The 13,232-nt window shown below is 56.4% G+C and carries 15 protein-coding genes; 7 read left to right on the top strand and 8 right to left on the bottom strand.

Annotated features, from left to right (window positions below; genetic code table 11):
* The first annotated feature begins 149 nt into the window (after positions 1–149).
* The 3 genes from bchM to H6G07_RS05675 all read left to right on the top strand — a co-directional run bounded on the left by bchM (position 150) and on the right by H6G07_RS05675 (position 1,590).
* Entirely contained in the window at positions 150–836 is a 687-nt protein-coding gene (bchM, locus tag H6G07_RS05685; RefSeq protein WP_073607146.1) for a magnesium protoporphyrin IX methyltransferase, read from the top strand.
* A gap of 27 nt (positions 837–863) precedes the next feature.
* Positions 864–1,256: a DUF423 domain-containing protein gene (locus H6G07_RS05680; RefSeq protein ID WP_073607147.1), complete on the top strand. Its 393-nt coding sequence runs from the start codon at positions 864–866 to the stop codon at positions 1,254–1,256.
* A gap of 88 nt (positions 1,257–1,344) precedes the next feature.
* Complete coding sequence (locus H6G07_RS05675; protein ID WP_190740686.1) at positions 1,345–1,590, top strand: hypothetical protein; 246 nt, start codon at positions 1,345–1,347, stop codon at positions 1,588–1,590.
* A gap of 68 nt (positions 1,591–1,658) precedes the next feature.
* Here the strand turns inward: H6G07_RS05675 and H6G07_RS05670 are convergent, their stop codons facing one another.
* A complete protein-coding gene (locus H6G07_RS05670) occupies positions 1,659–1,895 on the bottom strand; it encodes a ferredoxin-thioredoxin reductase variable chain (RefSeq protein ID WP_073607149.1) in 237 nt (78 codons plus the stop codon).
* Positions 1,896–2,012: 117 nt separating this feature from the next.
* Positions 2,013–2,567 carry a hypothetical protein gene (locus tag H6G07_RS05665; protein ID WP_139296922.1) on the bottom strand — a complete coding sequence of 185 codons (555 nt, stop codon included), beginning with the start codon at positions 2,565–2,567 and terminating at the stop codon, positions 2,013–2,015.
* Between the two features lie 28 nt (positions 2,568–2,595).
* On the opposite strand from H6G07_RS05665, the gene H6G07_RS05660 reads away from it, so the two are divergent.
* Entirely contained in the window at positions 2,596–3,303 is a 708-nt protein-coding gene (locus H6G07_RS05660) for a substrate-binding periplasmic protein (RefSeq protein WP_073607151.1), read from the top strand.
* Here H6G07_RS05660 and H6G07_RS05655 read toward each other — a convergent pair.
* The 3 genes from H6G07_RS05655 to H6G07_RS05645 all read right to left on the bottom strand — a co-directional run bounded on the left by H6G07_RS05655 (position 3,257) and on the right by H6G07_RS05645 (position 7,630).
* Complete coding sequence (locus tag H6G07_RS05655) at positions 3,257–6,646, bottom strand: bifunctional diguanylate cyclase/phosphodiesterase (protein ID WP_073607152.1); 3,390 nt, start codon at positions 6,644–6,646, stop codon at positions 3,257–3,259. The two genes, H6G07_RS05660 and H6G07_RS05655, sit on opposite strands and share 47 nt — an antisense overlap.
* A 131-nt stretch (positions 6,647–6,777) precedes the next feature.
* Positions 6,778–6,936 carry a hypothetical protein gene (locus tag H6G07_RS05650; RefSeq protein ID WP_190740684.1) on the bottom strand — a complete coding sequence of 53 codons (159 nt, stop codon included), beginning with the start codon at positions 6,934–6,936 and terminating at the stop codon, positions 6,778–6,780.
* Positions 6,911–7,630 (bottom strand): lysozyme, encoded by a 720-nt coding sequence (locus H6G07_RS05645; protein WP_084172883.1) that lies wholly within the window; start codon positions 7,628–7,630, stop codon positions 6,911–6,913. Before H6G07_RS05645 ends, H6G07_RS05650 begins: the two co-directional genes overlap by 26 nt.
* A gap of 413 nt (positions 7,631–8,043) precedes the next feature.
* On the opposite strand from H6G07_RS05645, the gene H6G07_RS05640 reads away from it, so the two are divergent.
* Both H6G07_RS05640 and H6G07_RS05635 read left to right on the top strand, forming a co-directional pair.
* Positions 8,044–9,363: a M16 family metallopeptidase gene (locus H6G07_RS05640; protein WP_073607153.1), complete on the top strand. Its 1,320-nt coding sequence runs from the start codon at positions 8,044–8,046 to the stop codon at positions 9,361–9,363.
* An 11-nt stretch (positions 9,364–9,374) separates the two neighbouring features.
* Positions 9,375–10,238 carry a fructosamine kinase family protein gene (locus tag H6G07_RS05635; protein ID WP_073607154.1) on the top strand — a complete coding sequence of 288 codons (864 nt, stop codon included), beginning with the start codon at positions 9,375–9,377 and terminating at the stop codon, positions 10,236–10,238.
* A gap of 75 nt (positions 10,239–10,313) precedes the next feature.
* On the opposite strand, the gene H6G07_RS05630 is transcribed toward H6G07_RS05635, so the two are convergent.
* The 3 genes from H6G07_RS05630 to H6G07_RS05620 all read right to left on the bottom strand — a co-directional run bounded on the left by H6G07_RS05630 (position 10,314) and on the right by H6G07_RS05620 (position 11,902).
* Positions 10,314–10,595: a hypothetical protein gene (locus H6G07_RS05630; protein WP_073607155.1), complete on the bottom strand. Its 282-nt coding sequence runs from the start codon at positions 10,593–10,595 to the stop codon at positions 10,314–10,316.
* A 20-nt stretch (positions 10,596–10,615) separates the two neighbouring features.
* Positions 10,616–10,840: a DUF433 domain-containing protein gene (locus tag H6G07_RS05625; RefSeq protein WP_073607476.1), complete on the bottom strand. Its 225-nt coding sequence runs from the start codon at positions 10,838–10,840 to the stop codon at positions 10,616–10,618.
* Positions 10,841–11,020: 180 nt separating this feature from the next.
* Positions 11,021–11,902, bottom strand: coding sequence for a type I restriction enzyme HsdR N-terminal domain-containing protein (locus H6G07_RS05620; protein ID WP_073607156.1), 882 nt, complete (start codon positions 11,900–11,902; stop codon positions 11,021–11,023).
* 305 nt (positions 11,903–12,207) lie between these two features.
* On the opposite strand from H6G07_RS05620, the gene H6G07_RS05615 reads away from it, so the two are divergent.
* Positions 12,208–13,085, top strand: a protein-coding gene (locus H6G07_RS05615; protein ID WP_242026636.1) for an IS630 family transposase whose coding sequence is annotated in 2 segments (ribosomal slippage) — positions 12,208–12,537 and positions 12,540–13,085 — 876 coding nt in all. Because the reading frame shifts where the segments join, the coding sequence is not laid out codon by codon here.
* Positions 13,086–13,232 lie beyond the last annotated feature (147 nt).

Below are 13,232 nucleotides of genomic sequence, written 5' to 3'. Positions count from 1 at the left end.
TCGAAAAGTGCCTACCCATCATGCCACCGGAGGGTTTTAGGCGATGACCCCAGAGGCAGTGGGGAAGGTTGAGTTTCGTTGCGGGTCGTTTTGGCGCAGCAAAACATCATAGAATTTTACAGAAATTAGCAAACCCCGAAGTCTTCCCCATGACTGCCACTGACGATAAAACCGTAGTTCGTGAATACTTCAATGCCACTGGCTTTGACCGCTGGCAGCGCATCTACGGCGATGGCGAGGTCAACAAGGTGCAGCTCGACATTCGCAAAGGTCACCAGCGCACGGTAGACACGCTGATGGGTTGGCTAGAGGCCGACGGCAACCTGGCTGGGCTCACTTGCTGCGATGCGGGCTGCGGCGTCGGCAGCCTGACGATTCCTTTGGCTCAGGCGGGCGCTCAGGTCTATGCCAGCGACATCTCCGCCAAAATGGTCGAGGAGGCCCGTCAGCGGGCTGAGGTCGCCCTAGAGGGCAAAAATTTGCCTACCTTTGAGGTCAAAGACCTAGAGGAATTGGCCGGTCGCTACCACACAGTGATTTGCTTAGACGTCTTGATTCACTATCCCCAGGACAAAGTACAGGGCATGATTAACCATCTCGGCTCTCTAGCCGAGTCGCGGCTGATCATGAGTTTTGCGCCCAAGACGCTGTTCTATAGCGCGCTTAAGAAGGTGGGTGAATTTTTTCCGGGGCCGAGCAAAACTACCCGCGCCTACCTACACCGGGAAGCCGACATTGTGAAGGCGCTGGAGGCCGACGGTTGGCGGATTGAGCGGCGCACGTTGACCAAGACCCAGTTTTACTTTTCGCGCATGCTAGAAGCCGTCAAAGACTAGAAGCCCGCTATAGGCGGGAACGAGACCATGATTGTAGAGCGGCTATGGATTGCGATCGCAGCAGTGCTGGGCGGCACCGCTGTAGCTGCTGGAGCCTTTGCCACCCATGCCCTTAAACCTCAGCTCAGCGATCGGCTGCTGACCGTGTTTGAAACCGCAGCCCGCTACCAGATGTACCACGCCCTAGCCCTGCTGCTGGTGGCCCTAGTGCGGCACCAAGGGCTAGGGCCACCAGGATGGCTTGCCGCCTCAGCGTGGGCCTTGATAGCCGGTACGGTCGTGTTTTCGGGCAGCCTCTATGCCCTGGCACTGACCAATCAAAGCATGCTGGGGGCTGTGGCCCCGATTGGCGGCGCGGCTCTAATGGCGGGCTGGGCCTGCTTGGCCATAGCCGGGCTGCTGGGAACAGGTGAAGGGTAGGGAGTGAAGGGGGGAGACTCTTACCCCCTCACCCCCTACCCCTTACTCATCCACCCCCTTACCCAGGCGGGCAGGCTATGATAACCCTGTGTCACGCCGGGCCGCTATGTTTGAATACCTATCGCCGCGATCGCTGGCTACGCCCCAGGAGGTTATTGAGTACCTGGAACTCCAGCAAGCCGCCCAAGATTTTCGCCTAGAGGTCGAGCACCGGGTCAAGCTGGAAGCCTACTACCAGTGGTATGACCAGGTTGCCGCCGAGAATCGGCGCGATCTGGAGCAGATGCGATCGGAGGCAAACCTCCTGACCTGGTTTAGCCGCCGCCCCGTTTAGGAGAACGACAGGCTAGGAAAGCAGCAGAGCCGACACCAAATAAATTTTTGAGTGATTTGCACCCAGGACTAGAGCGTTTCTAGCTCATCTTGCTTGAGGTGGGCGCGCATGGGCCGCTTGGCCCCCTCGACCTCAAACTCCACCTGAACTGGAAAGTTGGGGCTGATGGGACGGCCTTTGTAGTCGGTGAGAATAGTCACAACGACTCCCTCCAGACCTTTGGCATCGAAGGCTTCGTTGCGGTGCAGCGGGTGGTGATAAAAAATAACCGATTCTTTGATTCGGACGCGTTCGCCAACATTCATAGCACACACTCGCTCTTACTCAATCCTCCCTAGCGCCTGGTAACCAGGTGGGAACTTGCTTTTTTGTAGCCTTATTATCTTTGCACAGGATGGGCGCTTGCACGTGGCTGCTGCCGATTAGGTCGAGCTATTCCCTGGCTGAGAGCCGTAGGGCTGCATGATTTCATCTAGGCGCTGGGCCATGGCGGCCATTTCGGGGTCACGGCGGGCGACCGATTGGGTGCGGTCTTGAAACGCCTGGCCAATTTCGGTGTCGTAGAGCAGGTGGCGGGCCTGGTTAAGGAGTTCGGGAGCACGCTCTAGGGGCTGAGGCTGCTTTGACATCAGCACCTCGTCGATCTGCACAATCAGCTGAGAGATGGGCCGCAGCCAGCTAAATTGCTCGTGGTTGAGCACCAGACGCAGGTAGTCGCCCTTGTTAGCGATCGCCCCGTGGTTGGCCTCGTAGCGGTCTTTCTCAGCATCCATCAAAATTTTGTGGGCCTTCAGCAGCAGCGGTCGAAACTGGCGCAGGGATTCAAAGGCTGGATCAGAAGCAGGATTACCAACAGTCATGTAACTCTCGCGCAGGCGTGCAGTACTCCCTTCACCATTCCACGAATAGAGAGCGATTTCAAGCCGCCCGGTGCTGAGGGGCGATCGCCCCCATGGGGTGACTGGGTTTGGTGTCACAATAGCCCTACGTTCCTTTTACATGGTCATGGACTTTACCACCGTTCGCCCTGGGCAGCTTTCCATCATTGCTAACGATTTCGATGCCCGTCCGATGAGCTTTGTGCAAGACGGCGATCGCCAGGGCTACGAACCGGCTGTGGCGCGGGCGGTGAGCGAGGCGCTGGGGCTGGTGCCGGTGTGGTTTGACTGCCCACCCGAAGCGTTTTACCCCACCCTTAGCACTGGTGATTACGACGTGGTGTGGTTTAGCCAGGCTATTACCCAAGATCGCCGCGCCTGGGCCGATTTTACCCGTCCCTATGGTCGCTTCGACGAGGCCGTGCTGGTGCGCGAAGACAGCCCCATCCATACGCTGGAAGACCTAGCGGGCAAGCGGCTCGGCTCCTTGGCGGGCAGCAGTCCCCTGATTCTCACTGAGGCGCTGCCCGACCTAGAATGGGTGCCGTTCGAAGGGGCCGACCATACCCGGCCTACCCTGCTGACGGCCCTGGGCCAGGGCGCGATCGATGCCCTGGTGGGCGATGCCCTGCTGCTGCTTACCGCCGAGGCCGACACCACTAGTCTGCGCGTAGCTTTTCAAATCCCCACCCAGCACCCCTTTGGCATTGGTGTATTGCCGGGCAACCGAGAACTGCTGGAGGCCCTCAACCAAGCCATCAATCAGCTGATTATGAACGGCACCCTGGCTAAGCTGTGGGCCCAGTGGATTCCCTACAAGCCGTTTCCGTTTTAGCGGAGCCAGGGCTGGAATCAGGCAGTTCGGCAATGAACGCCGTCGCATCCTCCACCGGGAGGGGCGACGAGAAGTAATAGCCCTGCCCCCCCTGACACTGGTGGGCTTGAAGGTAAACCGCCTGCTCGGCAGTTTCAATGCCCTCAGCCACCACCGTCAAATTGAGGTTGGTGGCCAGGCTGATGATGGCTTTGACAATTTCGTAGTCGCCTGTGCTGGGGCCAGAGCGATGCAGGTTGGTAATAAACGACTTGTCGATTTTGAGCACATCAATGGGAAACCGATGCAGATAGCTGAGGGATGAATAGCCGGTGCCAAAGTCATCCATACAGATTTGGATGTGGCGCTGGCGTAGCTGCTTGAGCAAGTCAATGGCCATCTGAGCATTTTGAATCAGCACGCTTTCGGTGATTTCGACCTTCAGATGCTGCCCCTGTAGGTGATGGCGGCTCAGGGCGGCATCAATTTGCTGAATTAGGTCAGGACGCACAAATTGCTTACCGGAGAGATTGACGCTGATGGTGAGGGGGGAACTGTGGGGAAGCTCCTGATGCCAGTAGCTCAGTTGACGGCAGGCCTCGTTTAGAGTCCACAGGTCAAGGGTAGTAATCAGCCCGGTGTTTTCGGCGATGGGGATGAAGTCGAGGGGAGGCACCAGCCCCCGGCGAGGATGCTGCCACCGCACCAGCGCCTCAAACCCCTGCAGGGTGCCGGTGGCCAAATTGATGATGGGCTGGTAGTAAAGTCGCAGTTCACACCGCTCTAGGGCGCGGCGCAGGTCGTTTTCAAGCTCCATCTGCTGCACCACCAGGGTGTGCATGGGGGCGTCAAAGATGGCGTACTCGCGGTTGCTGCCCTTAGCTTTGTACATAGCGATATCGGCATCGCGTAGCACTTGGTTGGGGTCGGTGTAGGTGGTGGCGCTCAGGGCGATGCCGATGCTGGCGTGGATAAAGACTTCGTGCCCTTCGAGCAGCACTGGGCTTTCGAGAATGGCGTGAATGCGCTGGGCCATAGTGACGGCAACGGCAGCATCGCTGAGGTTAGAGAGCAGCACCACAAATTCGTCGCCTCCCAGGCGGGCGGCCACATCGGCTGGACGCAGGCAGGTTTGCAATCGCTGGGCCACCACCTGAAGCAGCCGATCGCCCATGGCGTGGCCCAGGCTGTCGTTGATCACTTTGAAGCGGTCGAGGTCGAGAAACAACAGGGCAAACTGGCAGTCGCAGCAGCGATCGGACTGCCGCGTGGGCGTGGGGGGAGCCAGGGGCGTGTGGTTCTCGCAGTGGTCGTGTAGCTGATCGAGCGCCTCGGATAACCGTTCTAGGAACAGCGTGCGGTTGGGCAGCCCGGTGAGGCGATCGTGGGAGGCATCGTAGCGCAGCTGGGCTTCCAGGCGCTTGCGCTCGGCCAGCTCGACCTGAGCCTGGGCATAGAGCTCGGCCTGGTGAATGGCGATCGCCAAATGATCGGCCAACCGCTTGATCAGCTTGATTTCGGCCTCGCTCCAGCGGCGGGGGCCAGGGCACTGGTGCACGCTCAAAATGCCCTTGACCACCCCCCGATAGCGAATGGAGACGGCCAGAATTGCCCCGATTTTCAGCTCTTGAGCCAGGGCCAGGTTGGGCAGCAGCATCGATTCAGCCCTGACATCGTCTACGACCACCGGCAGCTCCTCAGCCAGCACCCGCTGGGCATGGGGGTTGCCCTCAATGGGAATCACCTGCCCCTGCAAACTATCGAAACCGGGCATGCTGGCCGTGTTGGTGTGCACCAACACCGGGTCGGTCGCCTGACAGAGAATCACCAGGCCGCGACTAGCGGCAAAAGTGTGCAGCATTTCAGTCGCCGCCCGCTGGAGCAGTGTCTCTAGCTCTAGACTGTCGCTGATAGCGCTGATGATGTTGTTGAGCAACGTTTCCTGTTGGGCCAGGGTGCTGGTCTGAGCCAGCAGATGACTTTGCTGGAGGGCGATCGCCACCTGGTCAGCTAGCTGCGCCAGCAGGGCGCGCTCCTTAGGTTGCCAATCGCGGGGCCCTCGGCAATGATGCACGCACAGCAACCCCCACAGATTGCTGCCACAGTTGATGGGCACCACTAGATTGGCCTGCACTTGAAAGCGGGTCAGCAGGGCACGATAGCAGGGGTCAATATTGGCCTTAGCCACATTGTCGATGTAGTGGGTGCGGCCTCGGCGGTAGCGGTGAGCCAAGCCTGGCTTAGTCAAAAAGCAAGTGTCTTCGACGGTGATGCCTAGGGTTTCAACCCAAGGGGGCAGCACCGCCTCGACCACCATCGTGCCGCTGAGGTCAGGATTGAAGCGATAGATGAGCACTCGGTCGGTCTGCAAAAACTGCCGCACTTCGGTGACTGTAGTCTGCAAGATCTGCTCGACCTCCAGCGATTGGTGAATGTGCTGGGTAATCGTGCGAATTAGACGCTCTTCTTCAGCCTGGCGGCGCTGCGCCTCCTGAGCTTGGGCTAGAAGCGTAATGTCGGTGGCCACGGCCCCCAGAATGGGGGTGCCATCGGCCTCTACACTGACGGGGAACAGTACCGAGCTAAATACCCGTTGCTCCCCCTCAAGGTGCAGCGTATCTTCTACCGTTAGGGGAGTTTGAGTGGTGACGATGTGCTGTACCCGCTCCATAAAAACGCTCAGCACCGAGGGCGACAGCACATCGGCAAAGGAACGCCCCACCATATCCTCAGGACGCAGGCCAAATTGGGCCGCCGTGGCCTGATTGACCCGCCGATAGTGCCCAGTGGCGTCGAAAATGCTGACCAAAACCGGAGAATTGTCGATAAAGGCCTGCATCTGCTGGTTAGCGCTGACCAGTGCCTGCTCGGTTTGCTGATGTTCGACGTCAAGCCGCGCCCTTTCGCTGATATCGAGCACGACAATATCCCAAGCAGTGTCGCCGTTGGCCAGACGTTCGGGGTGGCCCATGCCCTGGAGCCAGGCCTGTCGCCCCGAGGGAGCGAGCAGACGCCACTCGCCAACCCAGGGAGTCAGGGTAGCGCCAGAATGCTGAAGCAGCCCCTGCACGGTGCTGCGATCGTCGGGATGAATGGTCAACCACAGCCGCTGCGGTTGGCCGCACAGCTGATGGGGCTCTAGCTCCCACAGGTCAACACAGCCGAGGCTGACGTGGGTGATGTCGTCGGCTCCATCTGGGTGGCGCACGTAGCGCAGCACAACCCTCGCCAGGGCCATGGTTTTGATCACCGCCTGAAAATGCTGCTCTGATGCCTGTAGATCGTCGACCTGGCCATCCCCTGATCGGGCATCGGGGTCACCCGCTAGGGGATTGGGGTCAGGCACAGGGCAAGCATCGGTCATTACAAGACGTGTTTAGGGGCGAAAGCAGCCCGTCAGGGCTACGCAAACCAGAGGCATTCCCAGCTCATTTTTCCCACCCCGCAACCGTTTACTGGGGTAATCGTTCATAGGTCTTAATGATTCTATGGTAGCTAACCCTGGGTGACTCTGGTGGCTGCCAGGGTTGGGCGATCGCCAGCATAGAGTGGCCCTGGGTGCGATCGCACCCAGGGCCACAATCCCAATATCTTTACCAATGGCTGGGGCAGGCCGCCCAGGCGCAGGCTAGAGAAACTGCTGCCAGTTTTCACTACGAAACAGGGCGCGCTCAGCCTTGCGGCGGCGCTCCAGGCCAGGCATGATGTTGCCCCCAGCGTAGATCCACTTGGCAAACTCCTCCGATGCCCCGGCTACGTCTCCGGCATTGAGCTTCTTGAGCAGGGTAGAGGACTGCAAATTGCCGGGGCCGACGTTAAACGTAAACGACACCAGTGCCGAAAACTGATCGCTGGTCAGCGTCCGAGTCACGGCATCGGAGACGGCCTTTTCATACTTTTTGAGGTCGCGCTTGAGAATCTCCTCGGCCTCGGCTCGGGTAATGGTGAGCCCCTTGTAGACCTGCGGTGCCCCCGCCGAGGAAGTATGACCGTAGCCAATCGTCCAGGGTTCGCCCCCCGTGCCGGGATCGGGGTAGGCGCTGAGGCTGAGACCCTCAAACCCCTTAACAATGGCTAGACCCGCCGCGTTGATGGCGCTGCCCGGTAGCGGTGGGGGTGGCGGGGGCGGCGCTGGCGGCATGGGCTGGGGTTCTGGCCCTCCGGCACCGATCGACACCGTCATGGCACGGGGGTAATCATCCCGCTGAAACCATGTCTTGATGCTGCCAATATTGACCACCTGCTCCTTCGGGTTTTTACTCGACGGATATTTGGTGATGCGAGAGATCCAGTAGCCTCCCTGCATCAGGTAGATTGCAATGTCTGTTTCTTTAATCCAGGTTCCCATTTGACCTCCCCGGAGCAGTCCGCATAGCAGGAATTTACAATACTTTCGGAAGAATGGGCCATTGAGTTTTGACCAAGTGCTACCATTCTGCCCACTGCGTGACATGATTTAACCCCTCTAGCCTGGCAATTGCTCTAGACCGGGGGTGCGATCGGTAGAAGCTATGCCCTAGCGGTTTAGTTCGGTATCTAAAAGTTCGCCCCTAACCAACGTTTCAACCCCTGACCCCGCCGACTCAGCAGCATTTTTTATCTACCCCAAGCTGAGGTGGCGATTTGCCCTGGGCAAGGCTGAGCCAACACACCCTGACAAACCCAGCGGAACGTTTCTCCCAGGCAGACGATTCAGTCGTTAAGATATTCAAAGCTTAGTACCTTTGAGCTTAGTGTTTTTTCTGGTGGCTTGTTGTCTCTATGGCTTTGCTCTCAGCAACCGCAGATTTGCCCTCGCGCCTGGTCTCTCCCACCATTCGTCGCCTACCTAACGGCCTTACGGTCATCGCTGAGCAAATGCCCCTAGAGGTGGTCAACCTCAGCCTGTGGCTGCGGGTAGGCTCAGCGGTAGAAAGCGACGCCATCAACGGCATGGCCCACTTTCTAGAGCACATGATTTTTAAGGGCACCCAAGAGCTGCAATGCGGTGAGTTTGAGCGCCAGGTGGAAGAGCGCGGGGCCTTGACCAATGCCGCTACCAGCCAAGACTACACCAAGTACTACATCACCGCAGCGCCCCAAGACTTTGCTGCCCTGGCCCCGCTGCAAATTCAGATGGTGATGGCTCCGCGCCTCAGCGACCACGACTTTGAGCGCGAGCGCCCGGTGATTTTAGAAGAAATTCGCCGCGCCGACGACAATCCCCGCCGCCGCACCTACTCGCGCACTATGGAGCTGGTGTTTGACCGGCTGCCCTACCGCCGCCCCGTTCTTGGGCCAACCGCCGTGGTTGAGGGACTCACCCCGGCACAAATGCGAGAGTTTCACAGCACCTGGTATCAGCCCCAGAGCATGACGGCAGTGGCGGTGGGCAACCTGCCAGTAGAAACTCTGATTGCCACGGTGGCCGAGGGCTTTGAGCAGGCTATGGCCCAGCGCCCCACACCACCAGATATTGCCAATTCCACTGAGCGGTTCAAGCCGCTGTTACCCGACGACCTAGAGCCTCCCTTCACGGACGTGCGGCGGGCGACGCATACCGATCCGGCTATGACCCAGGCGCGGCTGGTAATGGCCTGGAGAGTGCCAGGAGTGACCCACCTCGAAGACACCTACGGCCTCGATATCTTGGCCTCGATTTTGGGGCGGGGGTTGACCTCGCGTCTGGTGCGCGACCTGCGAGAAGATCGCAAGCTGGTGACCAGCATTAGCTGTAGCAATATGACTTTGGCCCACCAGGGAGCGTTTATGGTGTCGGCTCAACTGCCCGCCGAAAACTTAGACCAGGTAGAGGGGGCGATCGCCCAACACATCGCCACCGTGATGGAGGAGCCTGTCAGTCTTGCAGAACTGAGCCGGGTGCAAACCCAGGTGGCCAATCGGTTTATTTTTGCCAACGAAACGCCGAGCGATCGCGCCGGGCTCTACGGCTACTATCACACCCTGACGGGCGGCATCACTGAAGGGCTTAACTACCCCGCCTACATTCAAAAGCTGGGCGTGAAGGATGTATTGCAGTCGGCCCAGCGCCATCTCTCCAGCGATGCCTATGGAGTGGTTGCCCTCCAGCCAGCAGCTTAGGACGGGCGGCTATGTGGACTGCGATCGCTCAGCACATCGGCGCTAAAACCGGCACTGCTTTCGCTATTGAAGATCGGCGATCGGTGGGGGGCGGCTGCATCAACCAGGCCTACCAGGTCAGCGACGGCAGCCAGTCTTATTTTCTCAAGCTCAACCAGGCGTCGCAGGTGGCGATGTTTGAGGCCGAGGCCCTAGGCCTCAAGGATATGTATGACAGCCAGACGATTCGCGTACCCAAGCCGATCTGCTGGGGCACGGTGGACGGGTCGGCCTACATCGCTATGGAGTGGCTAGAGCTGGGCAGCGGCGGCGGCGACGCCTGGGGCCGCATGGGTGAGGCATTGGCGGCCATGCACCGAGTCACCAGTGAGCAAGGGTTTGGCTGGCATCAGGGCAACACGATCGGAGCCACCCCCCAGCCCAACCCCTGGACGGCGACCTGGCTGGAGTTTTATCGTGAGCACCGACTGCGGCATCAGTTTCGCCTGGCAGGCCGCAGGGGTGGACGGTTTCCGCGTCAGCACGAGCTGCTGATGGCGCTGCCCGATTTGCTGGCTGGTCACGACCCGGCCCCTAGTCTGGTTCACGGCGACTTATGGTCGGGCAATGCGGCGGTGACTAAAGACGGTGAGCCGGTGATTTTGGATCCAGCAACGTACTATGGCGATCGCGAGGTAGACATCGCCATGACTGAGCTATTTGGCCGCTTCCCCAACGCCTTCTACGACGCTTACAACACCGCCTACCCGCTCGACGCAGGCTATCAGACCCGCAAAACGCTCTACAACCTCTACCACATCCTCAACCACTTCACCCTGTTTGGCGGCAGCTATGAATCGCAGGCCAACCGCATGATCGACCAGCTATTGCGGTGAGCTGTCGAGCATCCTTGCTGACCCGACAGGCTGTTTTTAAAAGGCTAAAATCGATCGCTTGTAGTAAGCCAGCTTTCAGGTTTCAAAAATTTTGGCTTTCCACTCCAGCAAGAGGTCGGCTATCTGGCGATCGCGCTCCCGATTATGCCCCAACCCCATCGACTGGGTCGCAACTTCAGTGAGGTAGTCTGCAATCTCGTCGGCTCCGGCCCCAGCCTTGAGCAGGCTAAATACTTGGGGAATGTACGCATCATACTCATCCCGCGCCCCTGGAATGCCTGCTACCCCGACGGGATCCCAAAGGTAGTGCAGCACTTCATCAGTTCTGCGATAAAGCTCTTCGTCAAGAGATGACATATTTCTATCCACCCAAATAGTCATGCCACTAGCAGCGGATGGTTGAGCTTCCGCGATGCGTACATTAGGGCAGCTTTGAGATCATCTGCTTCCAGATTTGGCATTTCTTCTAATATCTCTTCTGCACTCAAACCCACTGCAAACAGGTCAAGCACATCTGACACTCGAATTCTCATACCTCTAATGCAGGGACGTCCACCGCACTGCTTAGAGTTAACCGTAATTCTAGCGAGCAGTTCAGACATGCTAAGAAATCTCATATAGCCTGGACAACGAAAAAATCAGAGCTTGACGAATATCCTCATCTTCTAGCTTAGGAAACTCTTAGCGCAATTATTCACGACCCAGATAAGTAGTCAACAGTCACATCTAACAAATAGTAAACTACTGCGCTAAGACTGTAATACTGCAAACAGACCCGCAATCTAAGCCGGGAGAAATTTTGTCACAATCATAGGCATTATGTCCTCAACTTCCGTTTTAGTTGCAGAACCTAGACGCGCTTCTATGTTAACAAGAAAAGGAGGAACTATGTCTACTTTATAGGGCTGCCGTCTTAACCCGTTTAAAATATTAAGTCGCTGGCCTTCCGGCGCAAGCTGCACAAGTTCTGCCAATCTCTCAAAGCCGAAGTCAAAGGAAAGCGCAAATTCGACTCCATCAGGAGCTAAATTCATAAGTATAGAAAGTGTTTCATCGGTAACTCGATCTACGTGATCAATCGGGAGATTGTAAAAGAAGTGATCAACTTCTTGATCGGTATAACCTAGTTTATACAAATGCAAGCCATAGTCAGGATATAGATTTTTGGGCTTAGGGCGGTAGCTGAGAACTGTGTAGGGAGATAATAGATTCTCAACTTCTGGCCACTTGCTCTCAATGTCTCGTAAATCGATTTGAAGGATTGGTTCGACGTGACCGATGTGAAACACAGCCAACTCAGATCCATTGCATAAAGCGTATAAGTTTACTCTTACTTCGGGATGAATAGCATAACTGTAGACTTGCTCAACATTAGTGTCATTGACCACCTTTTGATTTGGATGCTTTGCATCCAGAACCCAAGCAAAATTATTTTTAACTCGCAGTAAGCAATCTGGAACTATGTTGATTTTATGTCTTTTCGAGCCAATCATCACAAATGGATGTGTCAGTGACTTGCTACGCAAAATTTGAAATTCACCACGAACTTGATAGCCCAAGGCATGTAGCAACGGTGTTATAAGTTCTTCACGCACAGAGTCTTCTTTAAAGTCTGGCGAATCAAGAAGATTGAAATCAAAATTTTTGAACAAGCCTGGTGCCATGTACTAATCTCCGCAAAGTAAATCTTTATTTTGACGAACTGATTTTAGTTGGCAATTAGGGATAATATGCCTATTTTATCGTTAAAGATTTAGCAGCAAAAATCATTATTAAGTAATAGTTCAGTCTGATGTCTTGCAAGTAGACTAGGTAGAAGTTTATTTAATTAATCATGTAGAAAATTTAACACGATCTCCTCCTTATCCAATGTTTTTTGTGCACAGTATTTATTCCCCGATTGATATAGCTATGGCCAAAGAGATTAGGACGTAGACTAAACGAGAGAGTCTCATTGTGTGGGAGTAAGATGGCCAAACCCTACAGCCTTGATTTGCGTCAGAAGGTGATCGACGCCATCGAACTCGATGGGTTGAAGAAGCGTGAAGCCAGTGCGCTGTTTCAGATCAGCCGTAACACCATCGACCTGTGGCTGAAGCGCAAAGCCGCGACAGGTTGCCTTGAGCCCACCGTCAGGGTAGCGTCTCCGGTTCAGGGGAAGATCCAGAACTGGGAGGCGTTTCGAGCCTTTGCTGAGCAGCATCGCTCCAAAACCCAGGCCGAGATGGCCGAGCTTTGGCCCAGTGATGTTAGCCGACGGACGATCTCACGAGCGCTGAAGCGGATTGGTTTTACGCGAAAAAAAAGACCTACGGCTACCGCCAGCGCGATGAGACAAAACGGAGCGCGTTTCTAGCTCAAGTCTCTGACCCCCAAGCGCCTCATTGGGTCTACGTCGATGAGTCTGGAATGGATGAGCGGGACACGTATGGCTTTGGCTACTCGCCAGCAGGCGAGCGGTGCTATGACCTCAAGTCGGGACGGCGGCAAGGGCGGGTGAACATGATTGCCGGGTATCGGGGGCATCAACTGATTTCCCCGTTTACCATCGAAGGAGCGTGTAACCGGACGGTATTTGAACTCTGGCTCGAGACCTGCTTGATTCCTACCCTGCGGCCTGGGGATGGGGTGATTCTCGATAATGCCACCTTTCACCACGGCGGTCGGATTGTTCAGTTGATTGAGGCCGCAGGCTGTCAGGTCGTTTACCTGCCCCCCTATTCCCCCGACCTCAACCGCATTGAAAAGTGCTGGGGGTGGTTGAAAAGCCGGATTCGAAAAGCCCTCCCCCATGAAAATGGCTTGCGGGCTGCCATTGAGGCCGTCCTCAAGCAAGCTGCGTCCTAACCTAGATGACCACAGCTATAACGTTTTAGAGGATGTTTTAAAAGGGTCAGATTGAGCAACAAAAGTTACCTGTACGGATAACCTTGATCCTTAAAACCCTCATTCCTTCGTAGTAGTTCCTCGGTGGTCAAGGTAGTTCAGGCTACC

Source organism: Phormidium tenue FACHB-1052 (genome assembly GCF_014696675.1).
In the GTDB taxonomy this organism is placed as follows: domain Bacteria; phylum Cyanobacteriota; class Cyanobacteriia; order Phormidesmidales; family Phormidesmidaceae; genus Nodosilinea; species Nodosilinea tenuis_A.
This window is presented reverse-complemented; position numbering and strand designations above follow the sequence as displayed.